The organism is Leifsonia sp. Leaf264, from assembly GCF_001422325.1.
Classification (GTDB): domain Bacteria; phylum Actinomycetota; class Actinomycetes; order Actinomycetales; family Microbacteriaceae; genus Orlajensenia.
In genome coordinates this window covers 664,912-688,959 of the sequence record NZ_LMMR01000001.1, presented here as the reverse complement: position 1 = coordinate 688,959, position 24,048 = coordinate 664,912, and the positions used below count along the sequence as shown (strand labels likewise).

The 24,048-nt window shown below is 69.4% G+C and carries 28 protein-coding genes; 15 read left to right on the top strand and 13 right to left on the bottom strand.

Features of this window, described 5'->3' with window-relative positions; all coding sequences use genetic code 11:
• Nucleotides 1-15: 15 nt before the first annotated feature.
• The 4 genes from ASF30_RS03185 to xseA are packed head-to-tail and all read right to left on the bottom strand — an operon-like array spanning nucleotide 16 to nucleotide 2,856.
• Nucleotides 16-672 (bottom strand): carbonic anhydrase, encoded by a 657-nt coding sequence (locus ASF30_RS03185; RefSeq protein ID WP_055901342.1) that lies wholly within the window; start codon nucleotides 670-672, stop codon nucleotides 16-18.
• Nucleotides 673-678: 6 nt separating this feature from the next.
• A complete protein-coding gene (locus ASF30_RS03180; protein WP_055901339.1) occupies nucleotides 679-1,320 on the bottom strand; it encodes a DUF4245 domain-containing protein in 642 nt (213 codons plus the stop codon).
• Nucleotides 1,320-1,574, bottom strand: coding sequence for an exodeoxyribonuclease VII small subunit (locus ASF30_RS03175; protein WP_235480248.1), 255 nt, complete (start codon nucleotides 1,572-1,574; stop codon nucleotides 1,320-1,322). The genes ASF30_RS03180 and ASF30_RS03175 overlap by 1 nt, the downstream gene beginning before the upstream one ends.
• Nucleotides 1,575-1,584: 10 nt before the next feature.
• The gene (gene xseA / locus ASF30_RS03170) at nucleotides 1,585-2,856 is read right to left on the bottom strand and encodes an exodeoxyribonuclease VII large subunit (RefSeq protein ID WP_055901333.1); all 1,272 of its coding nucleotides are present in this window, start codon (nucleotides 2,854-2,856) and stop codon (nucleotides 1,585-1,587) included.
• Between the two features lie 88 nt (nucleotides 2,857-2,944).
• Between xseA and ASF30_RS03165 the strand changes: the two genes are divergently transcribed.
• Nucleotides 2,945-3,979, top strand: a complete 1,035-nt coding sequence (locus tag ASF30_RS03165) for a 4-hydroxy-3-methylbut-2-enyl diphosphate reductase (protein ID WP_082467408.1) — start codon at nucleotides 2,945-2,947, stop codon at nucleotides 3,977-3,979.
• Between the two features lie 57 nt (nucleotides 3,980-4,036).
• Here ASF30_RS03165 and ASF30_RS03160 read toward each other — a convergent pair whose 3' ends face one another.
• The gene (locus ASF30_RS03160; RefSeq protein WP_157496912.1) at nucleotides 4,037-4,750 is read right to left on the bottom strand and encodes a DUF6264 family protein; all 714 of its coding nucleotides are present in this window, start codon (nucleotides 4,748-4,750) and stop codon (nucleotides 4,037-4,039) included.
• A 7-nt stretch (nucleotides 4,751-4,757) separates the two neighbouring features.
• On the bottom strand, nucleotides 4,758-5,783 hold the full coding sequence (fbaA, locus tag ASF30_RS03155; RefSeq protein WP_055901326.1) for a class II fructose-bisphosphate aldolase: 1,026 nt from the start codon (nucleotides 5,781-5,783) through the stop codon (nucleotides 4,758-4,760).
• Between the two features lie 105 nt (nucleotides 5,784-5,888).
• Here fbaA and ASF30_RS03150 point away from each other — a divergent pair, with 105 nt between their 5' ends.
• The 4 genes from ASF30_RS03150 (at nucleotide 5,889) to ASF30_RS03135 (ending at nucleotide 10,010) form a co-directional block, all read left to right on the top strand.
• Nucleotides 5,889-6,833: a fructose-bisphosphatase class II gene (locus ASF30_RS03150; RefSeq protein ID WP_055901323.1), complete on the top strand. Its 945-nt coding sequence runs from the start codon at nucleotides 5,889-5,891 to the stop codon at nucleotides 6,831-6,833.
• A gap of 219 nt (nucleotides 6,834-7,052) precedes the next feature.
• Nucleotides 7,053-8,039: a class II fructose-bisphosphatase gene (gene glpX, locus ASF30_RS03145; RefSeq protein WP_055901320.1), complete on the top strand. Its 987-nt coding sequence runs from the start codon at nucleotides 7,053-7,055 to the stop codon at nucleotides 8,037-8,039.
• 104 nt (nucleotides 8,040-8,143) lie between these two features.
• Nucleotides 8,144-9,544 carry an MFS transporter gene (locus tag ASF30_RS03140; protein ID WP_082467407.1) on the top strand — a complete coding sequence of 467 codons (1,401 nt, stop codon included), beginning with the start codon at nucleotides 8,144-8,146 and terminating at the stop codon, nucleotides 9,542-9,544.
• Nucleotides 9,522-10,010: a Clp protease N-terminal domain-containing protein gene (locus ASF30_RS03135; protein ID WP_055901317.1), complete on the top strand. Its 489-nt coding sequence runs from the start codon at nucleotides 9,522-9,524 to the stop codon at nucleotides 10,008-10,010. Before ASF30_RS03140 ends, ASF30_RS03135 begins: the two co-directional genes overlap by 23 nt.
• 44 nt (nucleotides 10,011-10,054) lie before the next feature.
• Here the strand turns inward: ASF30_RS03135 and rmuC are convergent, their stop codons facing one another.
• On the bottom strand, nucleotides 10,055-11,545 hold the full coding sequence (gene rmuC, locus ASF30_RS03130; RefSeq protein ID WP_082467406.1) for a DNA recombination protein RmuC: 1,491 nt from the start codon (nucleotides 11,543-11,545) through the stop codon (nucleotides 10,055-10,057).
• A gap of 76 nt (nucleotides 11,546-11,621) precedes the next feature.
• Nucleotides 11,622-12,239, bottom strand: coding sequence for a 3'-5' exonuclease (locus ASF30_RS03125; RefSeq protein WP_055901314.1), 618 nt, complete (start codon nucleotides 12,237-12,239; stop codon nucleotides 11,622-11,624).
• A gap of 245 nt (nucleotides 12,240-12,484) precedes the next feature.
• Here ASF30_RS03125 and ASF30_RS03120 point away from each other — a divergent pair, with 245 nt between their 5' ends.
• Nucleotides 12,485-13,246 (top strand): HAD family hydrolase, encoded by a 762-nt coding sequence (locus ASF30_RS03120; protein ID WP_055901312.1) that lies wholly within the window; start codon nucleotides 12,485-12,487, stop codon nucleotides 13,244-13,246.
• Nucleotides 13,247-13,421: 175 nt separating this feature from the next.
• Nucleotides 13,422-14,495, top strand: coding sequence for a redox-regulated ATPase YchF (gene ychF / locus ASF30_RS03115; RefSeq protein ID WP_055901309.1), 1,074 nt, complete (start codon nucleotides 13,422-13,424; stop codon nucleotides 14,493-14,495).
• Nucleotides 14,496-14,629: 134 nt separating this feature from the next.
• Here ychF and ASF30_RS03110 read toward each other — a convergent pair whose 3' ends face one another.
• Nucleotides 14,630-15,385: a patatin-like phospholipase family protein gene (locus tag ASF30_RS03110; RefSeq protein ID WP_055901306.1), complete on the bottom strand. Its 756-nt coding sequence runs from the start codon at nucleotides 15,383-15,385 to the stop codon at nucleotides 14,630-14,632.
• A gap of 182 nt (nucleotides 15,386-15,567) precedes the next feature.
• On the opposite strand from ASF30_RS03110, the gene ASF30_RS03105 reads away from it, so the two are divergent.
• From ASF30_RS03105 to ASF30_RS03075, 7 genes are all read left to right on the top strand, one after another.
• Nucleotides 15,568-16,032 (top strand): hypothetical protein, encoded by a 465-nt coding sequence (locus ASF30_RS03105; protein WP_055901303.1) that lies wholly within the window; start codon nucleotides 15,568-15,570, stop codon nucleotides 16,030-16,032.
• A gap of 78 nt (nucleotides 16,033-16,110) precedes the next feature.
• Nucleotides 16,111-16,710, top strand: a complete 600-nt coding sequence (locus tag ASF30_RS03100; RefSeq protein ID WP_235480247.1) for an RNA polymerase sigma factor — start codon at nucleotides 16,111-16,113, stop codon at nucleotides 16,708-16,710.
• A gap of 64 nt (nucleotides 16,711-16,774) precedes the next feature.
• A complete protein-coding gene (locus ASF30_RS03095) occupies nucleotides 16,775-18,154 on the top strand; it encodes a hypothetical protein (protein WP_055901298.1) in 1,380 nt (459 codons plus the stop codon).
• A 69-nt stretch (nucleotides 18,155-18,223) separates the two neighbouring features.
• The gene (locus tag ASF30_RS03090) at nucleotides 18,224-19,081 is read left to right on the top strand and encodes a DNA-formamidopyrimidine glycosylase family protein (protein WP_055901295.1); all 858 of its coding nucleotides are present in this window, start codon (nucleotides 18,224-18,226) and stop codon (nucleotides 19,079-19,081) included.
• Between the two features lie 92 nt (nucleotides 19,082-19,173).
• Nucleotides 19,174-19,383: a dodecin gene (locus ASF30_RS03085; protein WP_055901291.1), complete on the top strand. Its 210-nt coding sequence runs from the start codon at nucleotides 19,174-19,176 to the stop codon at nucleotides 19,381-19,383.
• A gap of 36 nt (nucleotides 19,384-19,419) precedes the next feature.
• Nucleotides 19,420-19,902, top strand: coding sequence for a nucleoside deaminase (locus ASF30_RS03080; protein WP_055901287.1), 483 nt, complete (start codon nucleotides 19,420-19,422; stop codon nucleotides 19,900-19,902).
• Between the two features lie 45 nt (nucleotides 19,903-19,947).
• Nucleotides 19,948-20,808, top strand: a complete 861-nt coding sequence (locus ASF30_RS03075) for an Fpg/Nei family DNA glycosylase (RefSeq protein ID WP_055901284.1) — start codon at nucleotides 19,948-19,950, stop codon at nucleotides 20,806-20,808.
• Between the two features lie 10 nt (nucleotides 20,809-20,818).
• Here ASF30_RS03075 and ASF30_RS03070 read toward each other — a convergent pair whose 3' ends face one another.
• The 3 genes from ASF30_RS03070 to ASF30_RS03060 form a co-directional block, all read right to left on the bottom strand.
• Complete coding sequence (locus ASF30_RS03070) at nucleotides 20,819-21,394, bottom strand: carboxymuconolactone decarboxylase family protein (protein WP_055901281.1); 576 nt, start codon at nucleotides 21,392-21,394, stop codon at nucleotides 20,819-20,821.
• An 85-nt stretch (nucleotides 21,395-21,479) separates the two neighbouring features.
• On the bottom strand, nucleotides 21,480-21,980 hold the full coding sequence (locus ASF30_RS03065; RefSeq protein WP_055901277.1) for a tetratricopeptide repeat protein: 501 nt from the start codon (nucleotides 21,978-21,980) through the stop codon (nucleotides 21,480-21,482).
• Nucleotides 21,981-22,079: 99 nt separating this feature from the next.
• Complete coding sequence (locus tag ASF30_RS03060; protein ID WP_055901274.1) at nucleotides 22,080-22,352, bottom strand: DUF2277 domain-containing protein; 273 nt, start codon at nucleotides 22,350-22,352, stop codon at nucleotides 22,080-22,082.
• Nucleotides 22,353-22,551: 199 nt separating this feature from the next.
• Between ASF30_RS03060 and ASF30_RS03055 the strand changes: the two genes are divergently transcribed.
• On the top strand, nucleotides 22,552-23,010 hold the full coding sequence (locus ASF30_RS03055; RefSeq protein ID WP_055901271.1) for a DUF4279 domain-containing protein: 459 nt from the start codon (nucleotides 22,552-22,554) through the stop codon (nucleotides 23,008-23,010).
• 32 nt (nucleotides 23,011-23,042) lie between these two features.
• Here ASF30_RS03055 and ASF30_RS03050 read toward each other — a convergent pair whose 3' ends face one another.
• On the bottom strand, nucleotides 23,043-23,978 hold the full coding sequence (locus ASF30_RS03050) for an SDR family oxidoreductase (protein WP_055901268.1): 936 nt from the start codon (nucleotides 23,976-23,978) through the stop codon (nucleotides 23,043-23,045).
• Nucleotides 23,979-24,048: the final 70 nt, after the last annotated feature.

The window sequence follows — 24,048 nt, the reverse complement described above, 5'->3', positions numbered from 1 at the left end:
AGGAGGGGTTCGGCACTAGACCGTGCCGACGACGATGTCGGTCTCGGCGCGGCCCTCGACGAGCCGGTAATTCGCGCCGACGATAGCCAATCTACCTTCTGCGATCGCTTCGCTGATCATCTCGCTGGACTCCAGCAGCTCGGCCACGGTGTCGCGCAGGTGCTCCCGTCCGACGAACGATGCGTCGATGTCGGATGCGTCGATCGGCGCATCGCCCACGGGACCGACGACGCGGTGGACGGCCGGCATGATCTTGTCGACGAGGCTCTGGATGTGCACGGGCAGGGGAGCGGCATCCGGACCCACCGAGTTGATGGCGGCGCCGACGGCACCGCACTCGTCATGACCGAGCACGAGGATGAGCGGAACGCCGAGCACGCCGACCGCGTACTCGAGCGAGCCGAGTACGGACTCCGAGATGGTCTGACCGGCGTTGCGCACCACGAACAGGTCGCCGAGGCCCAGGTCGAAGATGATCTCGGCCGACAGTCTGGAGTCGCTGCAGCCGAAGAGCGCGGCGATGGGAGCCTGACCGGCCGCGATGACGCCCCGACGGCCGACATCCTGGTTCGGATGCAACGGCTCACCCGCGACGAACCTCTCGTTGCCACGACGCAGTTCCCGCCACGCGCTCGACGGGGTGTGCGTTGTGTGTGCCGGAACTGTCGTCATCGGTGTCTACTCCTCGGCGGTGATGGTGGGGGCGAGAGTCGTGGCCAGGGTCTCGAACTCGGACGGCGTCCCGGTACCGGCCAGCACCCAGGTGCTGTCGCCCGATGTCGTGACGAGGGCGTAGCGTGCGTTGCCCAGATCATCGGTCGACGCGCGGTTGTCGTAGACCGTCCAGTCGACGCCCGCGACGGTGACGGAACCCGTCGCGATGGTGTTCTTCAGCTCGGTGGCGACCCAGGTGTCGTTGGCGTCGAAGGCCTGGCTCATGCCGATGAACTCGTCGCTCGGGGTGAGGAAGCCGATGAACCAGACGTCGACGCCGTCGGCCGCTCCGTTGCGGTACGCCGCCGTGTTGGCCCGCCAGCCCTCGGGCAGCTCAGGGCTGCCGAGGGTCTCGGGCACGCCGGTCTGGGCCGTGGCGGCGAGCGACCGCCAGTCGACGGTGTTGTCGAAGCTCGTGTCTCCGCGCGGAACGGCGAGGAAGATCACGAAGGCCACGGCGACGCAGACGATCAGCGAGAGCACGAGGTTGTTGGGGGTCTTCCGGGCACGGTAGAGCCGCGAGTTCTCGGCCTTGCGGGCGGCAGTCTCCTCCGGAGTCTCGGGGCGACCCAGTTCGGCGACGACGCGGGGAGGCTTGGCGGCCATCAGACCGCATCCGATGCTGCAGGCGCTGCGGATGCCGCAGCCGAGGACGACGCCCCGGCACGTGCAGCCTCGAGGCGCGCCTTTGCACCGATGAGCCATTCCTCGCAGCGCCGGGCGAGCTGCTCGCCGCGCTCCCACAGGGCGAGCGACTGCTCGAGCGTCGACGACCCCTGCTCGAGAGCGCTCACGACGCGGATGAGCTCGTCGCGGGCCTCCTCGTAGCTGAGGGTGGCTGTGTCGTCGTTCGTGGGCATGGTGTCCATTCTATTTCGTCGCCGAGTGCACTCTCTGAGCCGGACCGCCGGACTCGGCGCCGATGACGCCGTCGGCGAGGGTGAGCACGAGCTCTGTTCCGGCCGGCGCCTGCTCCGCTCGTCGCAGCACGTGCCCGTCGGGCAGCTGGGCGATGGCGTAGCCGCGGTCGAGCGTCGCCTGCGGAGACAGGGCACGCAGCCGTGTCGCCAGCTCGGTCGTCGAGGCCTGCGCCCGTTCGATGGTGCGCTCGAGGAGGTCGGATCCGCGGGCGAGGTAGTACGTCAGGTCCTGCGCGCGCTGGTCGATGATCCAGTCCGTGCTCGCCAGCACAGGCCGGCTGCGCAGCTGCCCGATGCGGTCGGCCTCGTGGCTGAGCAGGTGGGTGAGCCGCGTGCCCAGGCGGGCGCGAGCCTGATGCACGCGGGAGAGCTCGTCGGAGACATCGGGCACGACGCGCTTGGCGGCATCCGTCGGCGTCGATGCACGGAGGTCGGCCACCTCGTCGAGCAGCGGGCGATCGGCCTCGTGTCCGATCGCGCTCACGATGGGGGTGCGTGCGGATGCCGCGGCCCGCAGCACGCGCTCGTCGCTGAAGCCGAGCAGGTTCTGGAAGTCGCCGCCGCCCCTGGCCACGATGATGACGTCGACCTCGGGGTCGGCGTCGAGCTTCACGATGGCGGCGGTCACCTCGGGGGCGCAGCGGTCACCCTGCACGGCGGCGTGCACCACCCTGAAGTCGACGGCGGGCCAGCGCAGCTGGGCGTTGCGCAGCACGTCCTTCTCGGCATCCGAGTCCTTACCGGTGATGAGGCCGATGCAGTGCGGGAGGAAGGGCAGCGCCTTCTTGCGGGACGCGTCGAACAGGCCCTCCCCGGCGAGTTGCCTGCGCAGGCGCTCGAGGCGTTCGAGGAGGTCGCCGAGGCCGACGTGCTTCAACTGCACGACGTTCATCGTGAGGCTGCCGCCCTTGACCCACCAGTTGGGCTTCACCAGGGCGACGACGCGGTCGCCCTGCTTGAACTCCTCGCTGAGTCGGGCACGCACGGAGGACCAGAGCTGGATGCTCACCGTGACGTCGGCGTTCAGGTCTTTGAGCTTGCCGTAGACGTTTCCGCCCGAGACGCTCCACTGCGTGAGTTCGCCCTCGACCCAGACGGTGCCGAGGCGGTCGATGTAGTCCTTGATCTTGGTGGTGAGCACCGAGACCGGCCAGGGCGTCTCCATGCTGGGGCCGGTGGAAGCGGGCGGAGCGGTGGTCGCATCCGTCGTCGCATCCGTCATGTAAGCCCCTCACCAAGTCGTGCCGGAACATCCCGGTAGAATCGGAGACGTGACCAGCAGTACGGAAGCCCCGCCCATCGGCCTCGGAATGCCGCGGATTCCCGGCGTGCGGGGGCGGCTCAAGAATACCCCGGTGCTCGGACAGAAGAAGGTGCTCCTCGCTGCGCCGCGAGGATACTGCGCCGGCGTCGATCGTGCGGTGATCGCTGTGGAGAAGGCCCTCGAGCACTACGGCGCTCCCGTGTACGTGCGCAAGCAGATCGTGCACAACATCCACGTGGTGACCGAGCTCGAGAAGAAGGGCGCGATCTTCGTGGAGGAGGTCGACGAGGTGCCATCGGGCGCCCACGTCGTCTTCAGCGCCCACGGTGTATCGCCCGCCGTCGTCAACGCCGCGGCCGATCGCGGCCTGCTGGCCATCGACGCCACCTGCCCGCTGGTCACCAAGGTGCACCGCGAGGCCGTGCGCTTCGCTCGAGACGACTTCGAGATCCTGCTGATCGGCCACGAAGGACACGAAGAGGTCGAGGGAACCGCCGGCGAGGCGCCGGACCACGTCACCATCGTCAACAGCCCGGCCGACGTCGACACCCTCGTCGTGCAGGACCCAGACAAGGTCGTCTGGCTGTCGCAGACCACGCTCTCGGTCGACGAGACCATGGAGACGGTGCGCCGCCTGCGGGAGAAGTTCCCGAACCTTCAGGACCCGCCGTCGGATGACATCTGCTACGCCACGCAGAACCGCCAGGTGGCTATCAAGAAGGTGGCGGCGGATGCCGAGCTGGTCATCGTCGTGGGCTCCGCGAACAGTTCCAACAGCGTGCGCCTCGTCGAGGTCGCGCTCGAGTACGGCGCGTCGGCGGCCTACAGGGTCGACTACTCCAGCGAGATCAAGCAGGAGTGGCTGGACGGCGTCGCCACGGTGGGTGTCACGAGCGGCGCGTCGGTTCCCGAGGAACTCGTCGAGGAGGTGCTCCGCGATCTGGCGGATGCCGGCTACGGCGACATCGAGGTCGTGAAGACGGCGGAGGAGGACCTCATGTTCTCGCTCCCCAAGGAGCTCCGCAAGGACCTGCAGGGCAAGCAGGACGAGCGGGCTCTCGGCGGTCGCGTCTCCTCGTAGCGAGGATCGCCGCGGAGCGGCGTGCAGGCGCGAAGCGACCGCCGACGTGTCGTGGCGCTAGCTCGACATCTCGGCGAAGTGGTTGAGTAGGGCCGTGTCGGTCAGCAGCACCGACGTCAGCACGAAGATGACGGCAATGACCGAGAGCACGCCGACCAGGATGGGAATCCAGAACGCCCGGCGCCGGCGCCGGATTTGCAGCAGGGAGAGCCCTGCCGCCAGCAGCCAGAGCACGATCTGCACGATTCCGCCGATCAGCACGATGGTCGGCACCACGGGCGATGGCGTGTAGTCGGCGATGCCCTCCTGCGCGTGGATGATCGCGATGGACTGCGTGATGCTCGACTGCAGCTGGATCGAGATGATCACCCCGAAGATCCCGAACACGAGCAGGGCGAGGGTCACGGCGCGATCCCACGGCGGTGCAGCCTTGGCATCGGTCGGAACAGCGGATGACGCCCCTGATGCCGCTGCCGGAGGTGTCGGCGCCTCGCCGAAGAGGGTTCCCGATGCCGCCTTCGCCGGCTTAGCCGGCTTCTGGGCCTTGGCGGGCTTCGGCGGTGTCTGCGGGGCGTTCTGGCCGTGCGCCGGCTTGTGCACCACCATCGGCTCCTGCTGGTGGCCCGTCTTCGAGTCGGCCGGCGGCTTCCACACCCAGCCAGGAGGGGCGAGCTCGCCGAACTGCGGCTTCGGCCTGGTGTCGGCGGGCGGAGCGGTGGCGGGCTGGGAACCCGACCCTTCCACAGGGTCCGGAGTCGGGTTCTCAGCCATCAGCGACCTACGCCGAGTGCCCGGCGGAGCCGAGCTGCTTGGTGGACTCGACGACGCGAGCGGCCATGGCGGTCTCGGCCACCTTGCCCCAGGCGCGGGGGTCGTAGAGCTTCTTGTTCCCGACCTCGCCGTCGACCTTGAGCACGCCGTCGTAGTTCTTCAGCATGTAGTCGGCGATGGCGCGGGTGAACGCGTACTGGGTGTCGGTGTCGATGTTCATCTTCACGACGCCGTTGGCGACGGCTGCAGCGATCTCGGCATCCGTCGATCCCGATCCGCCGTGGAAGACGAGGTCGAGCGGCTTGGGTCCGGTGCCGAACTTCTCGGCGATGCCGGCCTGGATCTCGCCGAGGAGCTCGGGGCGCAGCTTCACTCCGCCGGGCTTGTAGACGCCGTGCACGTTGCCGAAGGTGAGAGCGGCGATGTACCGGCCGTTCTCGCCGAGGCCGAGGGCCTCGACGGCGCGAGTGACGTCGCCGACCGTCGTGTAGAGGGCCTCGTTGCTGCCCTCGTGCTCCACGCCGTCCTCTTCGCCACCGACGACGCCGATCTCGACCTCGAGGATGGCGTTGATGGCCTTGGTGCGCTTCAGCATGTCCTGGGCGATCTCGATGTTCTCATCGAGCGGGACCGCCGAGCCGTCCCACATGTGCGACTGGAAGATCGGGTTGCGGCCGGCCTTCACCTCCTCCTCCGAGGCGGCGATGAGCGGCAGCACGAAGTCGTCGAGCGCGTTCTTGGGGCAGTGGTCCGTGTGCAGGGCAACGGTGATCGGGTAGTTCTTGGCGACCTCGGTGGCGAACTTCGCGAAGGCGAGCGCACCGGCAGCGCGGTTCTTGATGGTCTGGCCGGCGAAGTAGTCCGCGCCACCCGTGGTGACCTGGATGATCCCGTCGGATCCGGCCTCGGTGAGGCCCTGGAGCACGGCGTGGATGGTCTGCGACGACGAGACGTTGAAAGCGGGGTAGGCGAATCCGCCGGCCTTGGCCTTGTCCAGCATCTCGGCGTACTGCTCGGGTGTTGCAACGGGCATGGCGACTCCTTCGGGAATGTCTGCGGGGTGTTCTCGAAGTCTATCCAGTCGTCGGCGGGGGCGGCGCCGGGCGGATGCCTCGCCGTGGTCCGGGAGGATGGAACCATGACCGTCATCACCCCGGCACTCGAGCAGGCCTTCGTCGATGCGACCCGGGTGGCGGCGCGGGCGGTGCATCCACTGGTCGGATCGGGCGACAAGGACGCCGTCGACGACGCCGCCGTGGTGGCACTGCGTGGCGCGCTCGATGGCATCGCTGTCGACGGCCGGGTCGTCGTGGGCGAGGGCGAGAAGGACGCGGCGCCGATGCTGTTCGTGGGGGAGCGGTTCGGCTCCGCCGTGGGCTCAGCGGCATCCCTGCCCGCCGTCGACATCGCCGTCGATCCGGTGGACGGCACCCGATCGGCCGCCGCCGGGGTGCCTGGCGCCATCGTCGTGCTCGCGGTCGCCCCGCGCGGGTCGTTGCTCGACCTCGGCCCGGCGTACTACCTGCAGAAGCTGGTGTCGTGGGTTCCGGATGCAGCCCGCTCGCTCGACGAACCCGTCGCCGTCACGCTCGAACGCCTGTCCGTGAGGACGGGCCGCCCGTTGTCGGAGTTGACCGTCGCCGTGCAGGATCGCCCGCGCAACGCCCGATTCGCGCAGGATGCTGCTGCGGCCGGCGCCCGAGTGGAGCTCTTCGCCGACGGCGACGTCGAGCGCGCGTTCCGAGCCCTGCTGCCCGGGGGCGACATCGACCTGCTCCTCGGGATCGGCGGCGCCCCGGAGGGCGTCATCACGGCCGCTGCAGCGCGCATGCTCGGCGGCACGATGCTCGCCCGTTTCGCCCCGCAGAGCGCCGCCGAGGGGGAACGACTGCTCGCGGCTTCACTCGACGCGAGCCGCACCTACGAACGCGACGAGCTCTGCGCAGCCGACGCCTTCGTCGTCATCAGTTCGGTCACGGGAATCGACCTCGGGGAGGGCGCGCTGCTCAGCCCGGTGTCGGCCGCCGGCCGCGTCCACACGTGGACGCTCGGTGCCGACGGAACCACGGTGTCACCCGGCTGACGGCATCCGATTCGTGCGACATTCTGTCGGCGGACCGCCGGATCCGGGGCAGATACCCAGGCGGAACATTAACATCGGGCGATCTTTCGGTGTCGGGTGGCGGGATTCGCCCGCTGCCGACTGGAGGCTGTGGCTAGGCTCGAAGAGGCGGTGGCCGACCGGCCGACCGCGGTCCGATGACGGGCCATCAGTCGAAGGAATGCGTCCGGGAGGACCCAGATGAGCACCACGGAAACCGCCAGCCTCGATCAGCACCCCGATCGCAACCTCGCCCTGGAGCTCGTTCGAGCCACGGAGGCGGCGTCCATCCGCGCCGTGCCCTGGATCGGCCGCGGCGAGAAGAACAGCGCCGACAAGGCCGCTGTCGACGCCATGCGCGCATTCCTCGCCACGGTCAACTTCGACGGACTCATCGTGATCGGCGAGGGCGAGAAGGACGAGGCGCCCATGCTCTTCAACGGCGAGCACGTCGGCAACGGCCGGGGCCCGGCCTGCGACATCGCCGTCGACCCGATCGACGGCACCAGCCTCACCGCCGCTGGCCGCCAGAACGCCCTCTCCGTCATCGCCGTCTCCGACCGGGGGACCATGCTCGACGCGTCATCGGTCTTCTACATGGACAAGATCGTCACGAACGCCGCCGGTGCCGGGGTCATCGACATCGAGCGCCCGATCGGCGACAACATCCGGGCGTTCGCGAAGGCGATCGGCAAGGACGTCGGCGAACTGCGCGTCGCCGTGCTCGACCGCCCGCGCCACGAAGGGCTCATCGCCGACATCCGCGCCGCCGGAGCAGGCACCCGCCTCATGCTCGACGGCGACGTGGCCGGTGGCATCAACGCCGCCCGCTACGAGTCGCGCATCGACATGTGCGTGGGCATCGGCGGCAGCCCGGAGGGCATCACCACGGCCGCGGCCATCAAGGCGCTCGGCGGATTCATGCAGACCAGGCTCGCCCCGCGCAACGACGAGGAGCGCGAGAAGGGCATCGCAGCCGGCCTCGACATGGACCGCACCTACGAGGCCGACGACCTGGTCGCCGGCAACAACACCATCTTCGTGGCCACGGGCGTGACCGACGGCGGACTGGTCGCCGGCGTCAGCCGTCGTGGACCGACCCTGCGCACGGAGTCGATCGTGCTGCGGTCGCACTCGGGCACGATCCGTCGCATCGTGGCCGACCACCTCGCCTCGAAGTGGCACTAGTTCGTCGGTCGATGGCCCATCGGCCCTGCCGCATCCGGGCCTCGCTGTGTAGCGTGAAGAGGTAGCGCTCGAGCCGGGCGCAGACGCTCGATGGGGGAGTCGACATGGCGACGACGGATGCCGCGACGCGCCTCCCGCGTGCCCTCAAGCCCTTCGCCGACGGCCAGTACAGGCTGCTCATCGTCGCGTTGACCTTCTCGCTGTTCAGCGGCGGCTGCTGGCTCGTCGCCTCCGTCTGGCAGGTCGTGCAGCTCGGCGGGAGCCCGGCGGACCTCTCGCTCGTCGCCGTCGGAGCGAGCGTCGGACTCGTTCTCGCCGTGCTGTTCGGGGGCGTGGCAGCGGACCGCATCCCGCAGCGGCGAATCCTGCTCGTCTGCGAGAGCCTGCGCGGGCTGGCCTTCACTGTTGCCGCCGTTCTCGCCCTCACCGGAACCATCGAGATCTGGCACCTCGCCGTGATCGCCTTCGTGCTCGGCGTCGCCGACGGCTTCTTCTACCCGGCGTACTCGGCCTGGCTGCCATCGATCATCCCCGCCGAGCAACTGCTCGCCGCCAACGGCATCGAAGGGGTGCTGCGCCCGGCCGTCATGAACGCCGCCGGTCCGGCGGTCGCGAGTGCGCTCATCGCCGTCTTCGCTCCGGGGCTGGCATTCCTCGTGATCGCCGTGCTGCAGGTCGGGGCCGCGGTCTCGCTGTTCCTCATGCGCACGACGCCGGTGCGCCGCGATCTCGAGGGCGAGCGGCGGCATCTGCTCGTCGAGACCTTCATCGACCTGCGTTCCGGCTTCGGCTACATGGTGAAGACGCGGTGGCTGTTCGCGACCCTCATGTTCTCGATCCTGCTGATCCTGGTGATCATGGGACCGATCGAGGTGCTCCTCCCGTTCGCCGTGAAGGACCAGACCGGCGGCGGAGCCGGCGCCTTCGCGCTGGCGCTGGCCGCCTTCGGTGTCGGCGGTGCGATCGGCTCGCTCACCGTCGCCTCACTCAAGCTTCCGCGCCGCTACCTCACGCTCATGATCCTCGGCTGGGGCGTCGGCTGCGCTCCGCTGGCCGTCATCGGCTACACCAGCCAGCTCTGGGTCATGGTGATCGCCCTGCTCGTCACCGGCTTCCTGTTCTCGGGGGCGAGCGTCGTCTGGGGAACGCTGTTGCAACGGCGGGTGCCGCCGTCGATGCTCGGTCGCGTCTCGAGCCTCGACTTCTTCGTCTCCCTGGCGTTCATGCCCATCTCGATGGCCATCGCCGGACCTGTCGGAGAGTCGATCGGCATCGCCCCGGCCTTCCTGTTCGCCGGTCTCGTGCCCGTGGGGCTGGCCCTGGCCACGCTGCTCATCGCCAGGCTCGGACCGGACGAGCTGGCGCATCCGTTGGACGACCTGCCCCCTGACGCCGATGGCGGTTCCGACGCCGTCACGGGGCCCGAGGTCGCAGCGGGGTTCGACGCCCCAGCGGACGAGCGGCACGACGAGGAGGCCGATCGTGAACGGCGGCCTGGCGGCTGACGCCCGGCTGGTGGCCGAGATCCTGGCCACGGCTGAAGGGGAGGCGCTCAGCTCGGGCGCACCGCACATCGGTGCTGAACACCTCGTGATCGGATGCCTCACGGCCAGCGACCCGTCGGCGCGAGCTGCCCTGGCCGCCGACAGGGTCGATGATCGCGCCGTCCGTGCCGCACTGGCGCGCGTGCTCGATCGCGCAGTGCTCCGGGCCTCGGTCGATCCGATCGGGGAAGTCGATGACCCCGATTCCGTGGTCGAAGGCACGCCGTCGCTGTCGGCCGACGCCGCCGCAGTCCTCGCCCGGGCACGGGTGCTGTCCCGATCGCATCGCCCCCGCGGGCTGCAGTCGGCCGACGTACTGGTCGCGGTGGCAGAGCAGCGTGACGGCGTCGCGGCCGAGGTGCTCGACGATCTCGGGGTGGACCGGCAGCGGTTGTTCGACTTCCGGGACTGGTCCGCCGGACGCTGAGGCGCTCGGCCGGCGGGCCGGAATCGCCCGGTGGCCGCAGTCGGTCAGATCGAGCGGATGCGCTCGTCGATCTCTGCGGTGACGTCGACCTCGAGGTCGTCGTCGCCTGCCTCGGATGCGCTCGTCGGGGCCGGCTCGATCACGAGCGTCGCATCGTCGGCGTCGGTCACAGCATCGATGCTCACGTCGTCATCGGTCAGCTCGGGAGCCGTGAGCGGGCGCGGGGCCTCGTGGATGACTTCGGGCTCGGTCAGCAGCGCGATCTTGGTCTCGTCGATGCCGGGGAACTGTCGGGCCGTGACAAGCACGCGGGACTCGAGCGAGTTCGCGAAGTTGTTGTAGCTCGCCACGGTGCGCTCGATGGCCTTGCGGAGGCTGTCGGCGTGACCGGCCAGCGTGCCGATGCGCTGGTAGAGCGTGTTGCCGAGATCGAACAGCTTCTTGGCGTCGTCGGAGACGGCCTGCTGCTGCCAGGTGAAGGCGACAGTCTTGAGCACGGCCCAGAGGTTCACGGGGGAGGCCAGTGCGACGCGCTTGCCGAAGGCGTAGTCGAGGAGGGCCGGGTCGGCTTCGAGGGCCGACGACAGCAGTGATTCGCTGGGGATGAACGCGATGACGAACTCGGGGCTGGCATCGAGGCCCTCCCAGTAGGTCTTCTTGGCGAGGGCGTCGATGTGTCCGCGCACGGCCTTCACGTGCTTCTCGATCAGCGACTTGCGGCGTGCACCCTCCTCACCCGTCGCCGTCATGGCGATCTGGCTGGCTTCGATGTAGGCCTCGAGCGGAACCTTGGCGTCGAGGGGGATGGTCTTTCCGCCGGGAAGGCGCACGACCATGTCGGGGCGGCCGGAGCCGGCATCCGTCGTGATCGACTGCTGAGTGTAGAAGTCCACGTACTGCGTGAGTCCGGCGGCCTCGACCACGCGGCGCAGTTGGGTCTCGCCCCAGACGCCACGCGTGCTGTTGGATCGCAGAGCCGAGGCCAGCGACTCGGTGGTGGCACGCAGCTCGGCGTCGGAGACCTGCGCCTGCTTGAGCTGCTCGGCGAGTGAACCGTACTGCTCACTGCGCTGGCGCTCGAGTTCGGTCACCTTGGTCTGCATCGTCTGGAGCGTCTCGCGAACGGGGCTGAGAGCCTGGAGCACGGCGCTCTCCCGCTTCTCCCGCTCGGCGCGCTCGGCCTGGTCGGAGCGGTTCTGCTCGACCAACTCGCGATACTGGCCCCGGTGGTGCTCGATCTGCTGCTCGAGCGACTCGGCCTTCGCGAGGGTGGATGCCAGCTCGGACTGCAGGGCCGACCGCACCTCGTGCTCTGCCGCTCGGATGTCGGCCTGGACGGCCAGCTCGGCTGCCCGCAGTTCGGCGAGCTGCGCCTGGTGCCGCATCTCGACGACGGCCGGGTCCTCCACGACCACGCCGGACTGCGCGGCAGCTTCGCGAGCCGCCGCCGCACGACGCTGCAGCAGGAACGCGGTCGCGAGGGCGCCGAGCGCGATGCCGACGACGAGGCCGATGATCAGTCCGAGGATGTCCATGGCTCCAGTGTCGCCTGCCCCGCCGACACTCGACGTTCGCGCCGCCGCGAGCCGCGGCATCCGTCGGCCCGAAACGTCAGGCCAAGGCCATCGGACCGTGCGTGGCGGCCTTCTCGGCCGTGGCGACGGGGCCGATCGCGCCGAACTTCACGCCGACGACGCTCGCCAGGGCGTCCATGTCGTCGACCCCGTGGCGCGCGGCCGCGTCGATCATGATGTGCGCGCACGCCTCGGCGTCGGCCAGGGCGTCGTGGTGGGTGAAGCCCTCGAAGCCGGCGGCCATGGCGGCGACGGGCAGTCGGTACGAGTCGAGCGCGTAGGTCTTGCGCGCCACCTGCAGGCTGCAGAGGTAACGGAAGTCGGGCACGGCGGAACCGACGAACGTCGACGCCGCCTTGATGACGCCCATGTCGAAGCCGGCGTTGTGCGCGACGAGCACATCGCCTTCGGCGAAGGCGAGCAGGTCGGGGAGCTGGTCGCCCCATTCGAAGGCGTCGGCGCACTGCTCCGGCTGGATGCCGTGGATGCGGATGTTCCACTCGTTGAACTCGTCATGCGGGAACGGCGGGCGGATGAACCAGCCGACGCGTTCGACGACCCTGCCGTCGCGCACCTTGGTCATGCCGACGGAACATGCCGAGACATTCGATCCGTTGGCGGTCTCGAAGTCGATCGCGGTGAAGTTCACTGGCACCCTGACATCGTTACACGCTCCGACGACACGGCCGGCACCGGCGGCGGCCTGTCGGCATCCGTCGGCATCCGACGGCATCCATCGCCGTGGCCAGACGACGCTCGTCGCCCTCAGCCGCTCGCGCGCACCACCCGTCACCCGTCGTTCACACCGATGTCAGGGGGCGGTCGTATCGTGAGCGCACCCGGTCACCCGGCTCCGTCGCCCCGTCGGCTCCGCAGTGATCAGGCAGAGACGGAGTCGCAGTGCCGCACGACCATGCTGATCGCCTCATCGAGACGCTGTTCCTCGACCTCGACGGAACCATGCTCGACTGGAGCAGGCTCCGCGAGGCCATCAGGTCGACCTGCGAAGGGCTCTCCGTCGCCCACCCGGGCCTCGACGCACTCGAGATCGAGAAGGTGAACGACGCGGTCTGGGACACGTACTGGCCCGAGATCGAGCTCGACTGGTATCGCGGCGACCTCGACAACAACGAACTCGGCCTCGAGGCCTGGCGCCGCACGTTCGAACGGTTCGGCCTGCACGACGCCGAACTGCTGCAGGCGACGACGGATGCCTACCACCGCGCCGAGCGCGGAGGACACACGCTCTTCGACGACGTCGTCGACACCCTCGCGGAGGCACGGGCGGCCGGCATCCGTCTCGCCGTCGTCACGAACGGACCGTCGGGCGCCCAGCGCGCGAAGCTGGAAGCCCTCGGCATCGACCTGAGCTTCGACGCCGTCTTCGTGTCGGCCGAGGTCGGTGCAGCCAAGCCGGAGCGGGCCATCTTCGACTTCGCCCTCGCCGAGCTCGACGCCGACGCGGCCACGGCGTGGCACGTCGGCGACCTGCTCGACAAGGACGTGGCCGGGGCGCAGGCTGCCGGCATCCGGGGCATCTGGCTCAATCGACTGGGCGAGCGGGTCGGTGTCGGTGACGCCGTGCCAGACCTCGAGATCACCTCGTTGCGCGAGCTCCTTCCCGCGCTGCAGACCCCTGCCCGCACCGGAGCGCGCCGGTAGGCGTCCTTCACGCATCGCTCGGCCCGACTTGGGCGCTCGGGCCCGCGTTCCGGCACGGGCCGCAGCGCTCACGGTGGGCCGAACGCAGCTGATCGGCATCCGTCGGCGCCATCGATACCGTGTGTGGACAGGCCCCCGCGCCCGTGCACGGCGGCGACAGGTACGATTGACCCCCGTGGCTCTTACAATCGGCATCGTCGGCCTGCCCAACGTCGGCAAGTCAACCCTCTTCAACGCACTGACCAGGAATCAGGTGCTCGCGGCGAACTACCCGTTCGCCACGATCGAGCCGAACGTCGGTGTCGTGAACCTGCCCGACCCGCGCCTCGAGACCCTGGCCGGCATCTTCGGCAGCGAGCGCATCCTGCCCGCCCCGGTGTCGTTCGTCGACATCGCCGGCATCGTGCGCGGAGCGAGCGAGGGCGAGGGGCTCGGCAACAAGTTCCTCGCGAACATCCGTGAAGCGGATGCCATCGCCCAGGTCGTGCGCGGATTCACCGATGACGACGTGGTGCACGTCGAGGGTGTCGTCGACCCCAAGGCCGACATGGAGACCATCAACACCGAGCTCATCCTCGCCGACATGGAGACCCTCGAGAAGGCGATCCCGCGGTTCGAGAAGGAGCTCAAGACCAAGAAGATCGGCTCCGACGTCGTCACGGCCGCCCAGGAGGCGCTGTCCGAACTGCAGAAGGGCATCCCGCTCTCAGCGTCGAAGGTCGACATCGCGCCCATCAAGGAGCTCGGCCTGCTCACGGCGAAGCCATTCATCTACGTCTTCAACGTCGATGAGGCCGTGCTGACGGATGCCGCCAAGCGGGCCGAGCTCGAGGCCCTCGTCGCTCCGGCGCACGCCGTGCTCCTCGACGCGAAGATCGAGTCCGAGCTCATCGACCTCGACCCGGCCGACGCCGCGGAGCTCCTCGCCTCCACGGGCCAGGACGAGTCGGGCCTCGACCAGCTCGCCCGCATCGGGTTCGAGACCCTCGGCCTGCAGACCTACCTGACGGCCGGTCCCAAGGAGACGCGCGCCTGGACCATCCCGCAGGGCGCGAAGGCACCCCAGGCGGCCGGCGTCATCCACACCGACTTCGAGCGCGGCTTCATCAAGGCCGAGGTCATCTCCTTCGAGGACCTCGTCGCCACGGGTTCGATCGCCGAGGCCCGTTCGCACGGAAAGGCCCGCATCGAGGGCAAGGACTACGTCATGCAGGACGGCGACGTCGTGGAGTTCCGCTTCAACGTCTAGAGCCACCCGTCGGCGGGAGCGAAGCGGTACCTAGGTGACGCAAACGGTCCCATCCTCGGGCCCTGGGCAGCGGTTCGCGTCACTTCGCTGAGTGCAGCGGCCGTCGCGCAGGCTCCGGGGAGGTGCGGTCAGGGCTACGCGTCGACGTGGCTGTCTCGCAGCTCCGCGGCATCCAGGGCCACTGTCGCCGCCCGGCGTCCCTCGGCGATGAGACGCGACGCGTCCCTCATCGTCCACTGGGCCATGCCCTCCATCTCGGGCTGGATGAGCACGACAGACGAGTCGTTCCTGAGGTCGCTGGTGCGGGTGACCGTGCGCATCATGCGCACGTTCTCCCACTTCGCGTGCAGACGCACCACGATCACCCGTGATGCTCCGAGTCCGCGAGTGGCCGTGACGGGAACGTTGTCGATCATGCCGCCGTCAGCCAGCAGTGCACCGTCGCGGCGGACGGGCGGAAGCAGCCCGGGGACGGCGATGGTCGACTTCAGCGCCACGCTCAGTGGTCCCCGATCGATCGTCACGGTGCGACGGGTGCGGAGGTCGGTGGCGACGGCTCCGAAGTGTCGGGGGAAGCTCTCGATGAGCGGATCGGTGCCGAACACGCGCAGCACGGCGTCGTCGAGGGCATGCGTGTCGAGCAGGCCCCATCGCGGGGCGAACGACCACCGGGCTATGGCGCGCCAGCGAAAGGCGAGAACCGCGCGCTCGATCTCCGCCGGTTCGAAGCCGGCGGCGTAGGCCGCTGCGACCAGAGCGCCGGAGCTGGTCCCCGACACGATCCCCGGGCGGATGCCGCGTTCCTCGAGCACCTGCAGGACGCCCACATGCGCCGCGCCGAAGGCGGCGCCGCCGCCGAGCGTCAGCCCGAGAGCACGATCATCACCCATGTGTCCTCCGCTCGGGTCTGCCGCCCAGAATCTAGCGTGCGGGCATTGGAACTTTCTGGGCGTTCGTGGTGGGCTTCCTGAGCGCACGCTGACCGACTCGCATTCGTGTCGGGGGCCCAAGCGCGTGCCAGCGGTCGCGGCGGCCACTACCGTTGGTGGGACCGTTGCTCCCAGGAGGACCCATGTCGTACGTCGTCGACTTCGTGAACGTTTCCACCGTCGGACTGGAGTCGTCTCCGGTCGCGGACGCCCTCGCCGGCCTGCGCGCCAACGAGGCGCGCTACTACAAGAACAAGTTCGACCACACCTTCACCGTCAGTACGGCCGACGAGGACCCGGATGCGCTGGAGCGGGTGAGCCGCGTCCTCAAGGAGGAGCGCGACATCGTCATCGAGTCCCGCCCGCTCGAGGTCACCGACTTCGAGGTCGACGGCACGCGGATGACCTACGTGTTCTACGAGTCCGGGCTCTCGATCAACGTGATGTACGGGCTCGAGGAGGGAGGCAAGCGCGCCGTCGGCTTCAAGCTCTCCGACGGGATGGAGGTTCCCGAGGAATTGGCCTCGCGCTTCAAGTTCGCGCGCCAGAAGTCCAAGCTGGCCGGCACCATCCGTGGCTCCTTCTTCGTGATCAAGGGCGAGTACTGAGCGACTACCGCCACGCATTCGCTGGCGAGTGATGACGATCCGGTGCAAGATCCATGGCGGCCGAGACACAGACAGGGTGTGAGGATCGCCAGCACAGCAGCCGACGCCGACGTGACCGAGGGAGCAGGGATGCCCGAGAGCGCCGACCCGCCACGAGCTGATCCGCCCCGAGGGGCCGACGCGGCGAGCCACGATGCCCTGTGGTTCACCGAGGTCGTGCGCGCGTACTCGACGGCCCTGGTTCGTTATTTCGCGCGACGCGGACCCAGGCAGGATGCCGACGACCTCGCCGCCGAGGTGTTCGCGACAGCTTGGCGCCGCCGCGACGACGTGCCGGACGACGCCGTACTGCCCTGGCTGTATCGCACGGCCGGGTTCACCCTCGCCAATCACCGGCGCAAGACGATCGATGTCCCCGTCGACGAGGTGCCGGAGGCCGGCACTGTGCGGGTGGGAGAGGACCCCGAACTCGCCGCCCTGTTCGATGCGGAGCTGCGGGGCGCCCTTGCGGCCGTCGGCGAGCGCGACAGGCAGATCCTCCTCCTGCACGCGTGGGAGGGTCTCGACGGCGAGGAACTCGCCGCGGTTCTCGGAATCTCCAGGTCGGGGGCGGATGCCGCTCTCTCGCGTGCCCGCAAGCGGCTCCGCGCATCCTGGGGCGAACGGATGTCGTTCTAGGCCTCGTGCAAGGTTCCCCGCTCGGCGCACATAGGCATGAGTAGGCGCACACACGGAGGCTGACATGAACGACGACAACGAACTCGACCCGGTCGCGCGGCTGCGCGCCGCCGATCCGGCATCCGAGGTCGAACCCCGCGCGGGATTCATCGACGACGTCGTCGTGGTCGCCACCGGGGAACACCCGGCGGGGGAGCCGGCCTCACCGGCGGCGGGGGAGTCTGAGGTCGAACCGACCCCCGTCGTCGATCTCGGCACCGAGCGTGCGCGCCGCAGCCGCCGCTGGATCCCGATCGTCGCTGTCGCGGCCTCCCTGGTGGTCTTCGGCAGCGCCGGCTACGCGGTCGGGGCGTCCACCGGCGCACCGTCGACGGTCGCCGAGGGTGCGGCACCGCCCATTTCGCTGCAGGGCGCGAGTCGGGACTCGGGCAGCGAGGCCGGCGTCGGATCGGGAAGCGAGCCGAATGCCGCTGCCGGGCAGGCCCCGTCGGCGCAGAAGATGGCCGGGGGCGTCGACTCGATGTACGCCTACGGGTACGGCCGCAACAGCTTCAGCTCGTCGGGGCTCTCGACGGCGACCGGAACGGCGGCTGGCTACGGATTCGACGCCCGCGCGGCCTCGAATGCGGAGACTGTAGCGGCGCTCGCCGCAGCTCTCGGCGTGGACGGCACCCCCGAATTGAAGGACGGGGCGTGGATCGTCGGCTCCCGCGACGGCACGGCGCCTTCGCTGACAGTGAGCCTGGACGGCCTGCTGTCCTTCTCCTACTCGGATCCGCTGATCGTGCCGTGGCCCTGCGTGGACGGGGCCGAGCCCGCTCAACCGTGCGAGCAGACCGGCACCGGCGTGGTCCCCACCGAGGAGGAGGCGATCGGCAGCATCCGTTCGCTCATCGAGGCGGCCGGACTCGACCCCGAGGGCTTCGAGTACACCTCGGAGACGTGGGAGGGCTCGCTCACCCGCACGGCCCAGGCGTGGCCCGTCGTCGACGGTCAGCGCATCGACCAGCCGTGGAGCATCGAACTCGCCTCCGACGGGATCTTCTCCGCCTACGGCCCATTGGCGACTCTCGTGGCGCTCGGGGACTACGACGTCGTGAGCGAACAGCAGGCCTTCGAGCGACTCTCCGATCCGCGGTTCGGCGCCCAGATGACCAATCTGCCGATAGCGCTGCGCGACCCCGCTGCCGGTGCCGCACCGGCCGACGCACCGCAGGAGTGGGTGCCTCCGACAGAGCCGCCCGCGGCCCCGAGCGCCGGTGCCCCGGTCTCCTGGCCCGTCACCGACGTCGCCATCGTCAGCGCCAGGCTCGGCCTCGCGAGCCAGTGGCAGCCCGACGGAAGCGTGCTCGTCGTTCCCGCCTACGAGTTCACCGACGAGGGCGGCGGCACCTGGTCCGTCATCGCCGTCGCGGACTCGAAGCTGGACTTCGCGACGCAGTGACGCGACGCCGGCGGAACGGCATCCGTTGCCCGGGTTCACGGTGTCGGCCGTCTGTGGGAGGCTGACGTCATGCCGGAATCACCGGAAGTGCAGGCACTCGCCGAGGAGCTCGACGCCCGATTGACGGGTCGAGCGCTGTCGGATGCCGACGTGCTCGAGTTCCGCACGACGAAGACGAGGACCCGCCCGCCGGCATCCCTCGTCGGTCAACGGGTCACCGGCGTCACGAGACACGGCAAGCTCCTCGATCTCGCCTTCGGACCCCAGCATCTCGTGGTCTCGCTCGGTCGCCACGGCTGGGCCCGCTGGGGAGGAGCGGATGCCGCGGAGCCGCCCGCCGCCTCCGATGCCGCAGCGCCACCGCCCACCCTCGTGACGCTCGGCTTCGACGAGGAACCGGCGCTCGAGTTCACCGATGCCGGCGGCTGGGTCTCGCTCGGTCTCTGGGTCGTCGACGATCCCGCTGCTGTGCCCGCCGTGGCGAAGCTCGGTCCCGACCCCGCCGACCCCGCCTTCTCACGTGACGACTTCGACGGAGCCTTCGTCGGGCGCCGCAAGCAGCTGAAGGCCGTCCTGCAGGAGCAGGAGTCGCTCGCCGGCATCGGCAACGCCTACTCCGACGAGATCCTGCACGCGGCGAAGCTGTCACCGGTCGTGCACGCGTCGGATCTCGCCGCCGACGAGCTGACCCGGCTCTTCGACGCCACCGTGACCACCATCAACGGCGCGATCGATGCGCGGCGCGGCGTGCCGATCGCCCGGCTGAAGGAGACCAAGGTCGCCGCGATGCGGGTGCACGGCCGCACGGGCGAGGCCTGTCCGGTCTGCGGGGACACCATCCGCGACTTCTCCTTCGCGAGCACGACGGCGCAGTACTCTCCCGACTGCCAGACCGGTGGCGAGGTGCTTCCACTGAAGTCGTCCTGACCGACGACGACATCATCGAGCGAGGTTCCGATGCGCCGGAGTAGGGTCGGAATCGCCCAGCGCCGCAGCGGTCGTGGGCCGAGGGGAGCATCATGAGCAACCACACGTACCGGGTCACCGAGATCGTCGGAACATCGCCGGAGAGCACCGACACCGCCATCCGCAACGGCATAGCCCGGGCCTCGCAGACCCTGCGGAACATCGACTGGTTCGAGGTCGTGTCGACGCGTGGCGAGGTCGCCGACGGCGGTGTCGCGCACTTCCAGGTCACGCTCAAGGTCGGGTTCAGGCTCGAGGACTGATGGGTCGGCAGTGTCGAATTCGGTGAGGCGTCATCGATGGCTGTGACGGATGCCGACCGTCGGGTTCTCGCGCGCGCCGTCGAGTTGGCCCGCGAGGCGCTGGAGGCCGGCGACGAGCCGTTCGGCTCCGTGCTGACGGATGCCGCAGGCTCGACGCTGTTCGAGGACCGCAACCGGACGTCCGGTGGCGATGAGACCCGGCATCCGGAGTTCGAGATCGCTCGCTGGGCCGCGAACAACCTCGACCCGGACCAGCGTGCGCAGGCCGTCGTCTACACCTCCGGCGAGCACTGCCCGATGTGCTCGGCCGCGCACGCCTGGGTGGGCCTCGGTCGTATCGTCTACGCGGCATCGGCGACCCAGATCAGCGGATGGCGCTCCGAGTGGGGTGCTGCACCGAGCGCCGTCGCCGTGCTTCCCATCACGACGGTCGCGCCGGGCCTGCAGGTCGACGGCCCCGTGGATCCGTTCGCCGCCGAAGTGAGAGAACTGCTGAGACTGTCGACTGCCCGCGCCTGAACGCAAGCTCTCGCGAATGTCTCACGCTCTTGCCACACTGGAAGCGTGCCCGAGATGCCCGAGGTCCACGCGCTGGTCGCCTTCCTGGCGGAGCGCACCGTCGGCCACGCCATCAGCAAGGCGACGATCACCTCGTTCTCGGCGCTGAAGACCTTCGACCCGCCCATCGACGTGCTCTCCGGAGCCACGATCACGGCGGTGCGGCGGCACGGCAAGTTCATCGACATCGAGACTGATGCCGCCCATCTCGTGTTCCACCTCGCCCGCGCGGGCTGGCTGCGCTGGTCGGACGTGGTTCCTCCGACAGTCATCAAGCCCGGCCGCTCACCCATCGCGCTGCGCGTCAGGCTCGACGACGACTCGGGTTTCGACCTCACCGAAGCCGGCAGCAAGAAGTCGTTGGCGGTCTACGTCGTGCGCGATCCACAGGACGTCCCCGGCATCGCCCGACTCGGACCCGATGCCCTCGCCGACGACTTCACCCTGGAGGAGTTCGCCGAGCTGCTGCGTGGGCGCCGCACCCAGATCAAGGGACTGCTGCGCGATCAGTCCGTGATCGCGGGGATCGGCAACGCCTACTCCGATGAGATCCTCCACGTCGCCCGACTGTCGCCGTTCGCCATCGCGGCGTCGCTGACGCCCGAGACCGTCGAGAGCCTCTACGGCGCCATGCGTTCGACCCTGGCGGATGCCGCCGCGACGGCCTCGGGCAAGCCGCCGGCCGAGCTCAAGGATGCCAAGCGCGCCAACATGCGCGTGCACGCCCGGTCGGGCCTGCCGTGTCCGGTGTGCGGTGACACCGTGCGCGACGTCAACTTCCACGACTCGAGCCTGCAGTACTGCCCCACCTGCCAGACCGGGGGCAAGGTGCTCGCCGACCGCATCCTGTCGCGGTTGCTGAAGTAGGCGCGCCGATTCAGATGCCGGCGACGAGCGCGTCCCTCAACTCCTCGGTGATGTCCGGCGTCTCGTCGACGTCGACGGCGAGGGCCTGCACCGCGCGGCTGTAGTAGTTGCGAGCCGCGGCGGCCAGGGTGATGTCGAGGATCTCGCGGTCGGTGAAGCCGACGTCCCGCAGGCGCCGGCTGTCGGCATCCGTCATCACCGAGGCGTCGATGCTCACCTGCTCGGCGAAGGCCATCATCGCGACCTCGGCCTCGGTCAGGTCGGCGTCACGGTAGTCGCGCGCGAGGCGCACCAGCTGATCCTCGTCGAACAACGACAGGGTGAGCGTGCGTCGGCCGTGTGCCAGCCTGCAGTGCTGCGAACGGGCACCCCGGGCCGCGGCGAGGGTCACGAGCTCGTAGCGCCGCTTGCCCATCGGGCGACCGATCGCGGTGATCAGGGCCTCCCAGGCGTCGTAGGCCTCCGGATGCAGCCCCATCACGCGCGTGTGAGCGGCGACGAAGCCCTGATCGGCGATGTCGTCCGCGTAAAGCTCGGCCAGCCTGCCCGTGGCCTCGTCGTCGGGGACTGTGCGGATGATCGCCATGATCGTGCCTCCTCTGCTGGCCGTCCGTCCATGCTCGCACCGGGCCGGGCCGGGCGGAAGAGACGATTTCCTCGTCGGCCGCGCGCTATTCCGGCTCGGTGAGCAACCGGGCGTAGTTCGCCATCGAGCGCCGGTACCGGGGGAGGTGAGGCACGAGCGCCTCGATCGCCACACGGAGGGCCTCGTCGGAACGGCCGAGGTCGTGCAGGATCAGCGCCCGTACCGCGCTCGGTGCCCCGCCGAGGGCATGCGGGTCGGCGTCGGCGATGATCGCGAGAGCGGCATCCGGATCTCCCAGCACCCGCCGAGAGCTCGCCATCTGCACGAGGGTGCGCGCGTGGCGCACGGGGGCGAGTCCCGCGGCGAGACCGGCTTCGTAGTGGCCGACGGCCTCCGCGGTCCGACCCGTCGAATCGCGGATGCAGCCACGCTCGAACTCTGCGCGGCCATCGGCCGTCGGGCACTCGGCCGCGAGCGCGTCGAGACGCGCGACCAGGGGATCCGCTTCCTCATCGCTCTCCGGAGGAGCGGCGTCGAAGGTCTCCCAGAATGCGCGGATGCCCTGTTCCCAGTCGTCGATGCTCATGCGGCAACGCTACAGAGCCGCCCGGTGCTGCCGTGGCAGGCGGTGCCGCGGGCGGGTGACCGGGCAACGACCGGGCGACGACCGAACGACGGCCGGGCGTCAGGCCGCTGCGTACCTCTTCGCCGAGCGTGCCCTGGCCTTCTCGGCCTCCTCTTCGCGGCTCTTGGGCGGGGAGCTGCTCACGAGGTCCTCGAGGAGGTGCCCGGTGATGTGGGCGATCTCGGCGACGGCCTTGTCGAAGGCCTCGGCGTTGGCCTTCGACGGCTTGGTCGTCCCGCTGATCTTGCGCACGTACTGCAGGGCTGCGGCGTGCACCTCGTCATTCGTCGCGGCGGGCTCGAAATTGTGGAGGGTGTGGATCGATCGACACATGCATCAAGGGTACGCAGCACCCCCGACGTCTGGAAAGGCCTCGCCACCCCGAACCGCGCCGCTGATTCCTGTCCTCTGACCGTGAAGCATGGTCATCTCCGCCGTGACGTGGTTCGCTGGCATCATGGCCGAGCAGTCGCACGGGTGACCACCGTGGGCTTCGCGCGACGGCCGTGACGGACTGGGACTGGGGGATGCCATGCCGACCGATGACATCGCGACACTCGCGATCTACTCCGACCACTTGAGCGCAGCGGCCGTCACGACGGCGCTGGGGGTGGAGCCGACCTCCATCCACGAGATCGGCGACACCCGCCGGCGCTCACGGTCGCGACGGGCGGGCAGCCATTCGCCGACGCAGTACACGCACTCGCTCTGGGAGCACACAGTGCGAGCGGATCCGGGGCTGTCGACGGTGGCGGATGCCGCAGGCTCGACCAGCATCCGTCTGCTCGTCGAGGTGTTCCGCGAGAAGCAGGCGCAGCTCGACCGGCTGCGGGACGACTACGAGCTGCGCCTGTGGTGGTCGGCCATCTCGTCCAGCACCCAGGCGCCGTTCGTGTTCGACGCCGAGCTCATCCGCGGGCTCGCCGTCATCGGCTGCGACCTGTACGGCACCGCGTACCTCGAGGCCGACGGCATCGATGCCGTGCTCTGAGCGCGGCCCGGGTCGCCGACGCCGATTCGTCGTCAGTCGGTGACGGATGCGGCATCCGGCAGCCGGGTTCCCGTGAGCTGTTCGGCGACGGTCCACAGCGACGCGGCGAGGTCGACACCCCGTGCCGAGCGCGGCGGATCGACGCGTTTCGTCGGCCCGACCAGTCCCAGTCGGTTCGGTCCGTAGTAGGCACCCTGCGGTGCGTGGGGAGCTGTGGCCGCGAACAGCAGCGGCTCCGTGCCCTGCTCGACATCCTGCGACGGCACGATGGTGCGGTCGCCGGCGAGCAGCGACCGGCGGGGTGTCTCACGGCCGAGGTTCGCGCCGGAGCTCTGCAGGTTGGTGCGGGTGAAGCCGGGGTGGGCGAGCGTGCTGATCAGAGGCCAGCCCCGCTCCTCGGCGATCCGGGCGAGGTGCTGGGCAGCGAGCATGTTCGCCAGCTTCGACTGGGCATAGGCCAGCATGGGCACATAGCGCCGGTCGACGTACTGCAGGTCGTCGAAGTGGATCCGCCCGGCGTTGGCCACACCGCTCGTCAAGGTGGTGACGCGAGGCCGGGCGCCTTCCAGGACGAGCGGGAGAAGCAGGTTGGTCAGGGCGAACGGACCGAGGAAGTTGGAGCCGAACTGCAGCTCGAACCCGTCGCGGGTCTCCATCCGCTTCGGCGGTGCCATCACACCGGCATTGTTGATCAGGGTGTCGACGGGTCGGCCATCGGCGATGAGCGAGTCCGCGAAGGCGTGCACCGTCGCCAGCTCGGACAGGTCGATGTGCCTCACCTCGAGGCTCGCGGCCGGGACCTGGTCCAGGATGTCGGCGCGGGCCGCCTCGCCCTTGTCGGGGGAGCGAACGGCCATGACGACGTGGGCACCCGCTGCAGCCAGGCGCTTGGTGGCCTCCCGGCCGGTGCCGCTGTTCGCGCCGGTGACGACGATGAGGCGTCCTGACTGATCGGGCACTGTGTACATGGAGGCTCCTTCGGGCGATAATAGACCGCTGGTCTGTTATGGCCACGGTAACAGACCGCGGGTCTGTTAT